Here is a 1,867-nt window from a genome sequence, read left to right on the forward strand (position 1 = left end):
GAAACACGTTCGTAGACATATTGAATTGACAGCCGCTTTAACAGAGATGTTAGAGCAAAAGAATAAAGAGTAAGATAATCGAGAGATTAAAGAATAACCGATAGAGACTGATTCGAATAACAATACGATCTGATTTTAATTAGATCAACAATATACGATGAAGAGTTTGATCCTGGCTCAGGATGAACGCTAGCGGCAGGCTTAACACATGCAAGTCGAGGGGTATATTTCTTCGGAGATAGAGACCGGCGCACGGGTGCGTAACGCGTATGCAATCTACCTTTTACAGAGGGATAGCCCAGAGAAATTTGGATTAATACCTCATAGTATATAGACCTGGCATCAGGATTATATTAAAGTCACAACGGTAAAAGATGAGCATGCGTCCCATTAGCTAGTTGGTAAGGTAACGGCTTACCAAGGCTACGATGGGTAGGGGTCCTGAGAGGGAGATCCCCCACACTGGTACTGAGACACGGACCAGACTCCTACGGGAGGCAGCAGTGAGGAATATTGGACAATGGGCGCAAGCCTGATCCAGCCATGCCGCGTGCAGGATGACGGTCCTATGGATTGTAAACTGCTTTTATACGAGAAGAAACACTCCTTCGTGAAGGAGCTTGACGGTATCGTAAGAATAAGGATCGGCTAACTCCGTGCCAGCAGCCGCGGTAATACGGAGGATCCAAGCGTTATCCGGAATCATTGGGTTTAAAGGGTCCGTAGGCGGTTTAATAAGTCAGTGGTGAAAGCCCATCGCTCAACGGTGGAACGGCCATTGATACTGTTAGACTTGAATTATTAGGAAGTAACTAGAATATGTAGTGTAGCGGTGAAATGCTTAGAGATTACATGGAATACCAATTGCGAAGGCAGGTTACTACTAATTGATTGACGCTGATGGACGAAAGCGTGGGTAGCGAACAGGATTAGATACCCTGGTAGTCCACGCCGTAAACGATGGATACTAGCTGTTGGAAGCAATTTCAGTGGCTAAGCGAAAGTGATAAGTATCCCACCTGGGGAGTACGTTCGCAAGAATGAAACTCAAAGGAATTGACGGGGGCCCGCACAAGCGGTGGAGCATGTGGTTTAATTCGATGATACGCGAGGAACCTTACCAAGGCTTAAATGTAGATTGACCGGTTTGGAAACAGATCTTTCGCAAGACAATTTACAAGGTGCTGCATGGTTGTCGTCAGCTCGTGCCGTGAGGTGTCAGGTTAAGTCCTATAACGAGCGCAACCCCTGTTGTTAGTTGCCAGCGAGTCATGTCGGGAACTCTAACAAGACTGCCAGTGCAAACTGTGAGGAAGGTGGGGATGACGTCAAATCATCACGGCCCTTACGCCTTGGGCTACACACGTGCTACAATGGCCGGTACAGAGAGCAGCCACTGGGCGACCAGGAGCGAATCTATAAAACCGGTCACAGTTCGGATCGGAGTCTGCAACTCGACTCCGTGAAGCTGGAATCGCTAGTAATCGGATATCAGCCATGATCCGGTGAATACGTTCCCGGGCCTTGTACACACCGCCCGTCAAGCCATGGAAGCTGGGGGTGCCTGAAGTCGGTGACCGCAAGGAGCTGCCTAGGGTAAAACTGGTAACTAGGGCTAAGTCGTAACAAGGTAGCCGTACCGGAAGGTGCGGCTGGAACACCTCCTTTCTAGAGCCTCAAGTGTTAGCAGCAATGCACGCTGAGGAAAAAAGAAGAAGCTCTATAGGATTATAATTTTAAGACTATTTTACTCTTGCTGTTAGTTCAAATAATAAATTTTAAGTAAAACAGAGTCTCGTAGCTCAGCTGGTTAGAGTACTACACTGATAATGTAGGGGTCGGCAGTTCGAGTCTGCCCGGGACTACT

At 47.6% G+C, this 1,867-nt stretch carries 1 tRNA gene and 1 rRNA gene; both read left to right on the plus strand.

What is annotated here, in order from left to right:
- Positions 1-154: 154 nt before the first annotated feature.
- Positions 155-1,668 (plus strand): 16S ribosomal RNA (locus tag IRZ78_RS25910).
- Between the two features lie 123 nt (positions 1,669-1,791).
- A tRNA-Ile gene (locus IRZ78_RS25915) sits at positions 1,792-1,865 on the plus strand.
- Positions 1,866-1,867 lie beyond the last annotated feature (2 nt).

The sequence above is a fragment of the Flavobacterium sp. CSZ genome (genome assembly GCF_015350725.1).
Taxonomy (GTDB): domain Bacteria; phylum Bacteroidota; class Bacteroidia; order Flavobacteriales; family Flavobacteriaceae; genus Flavobacterium.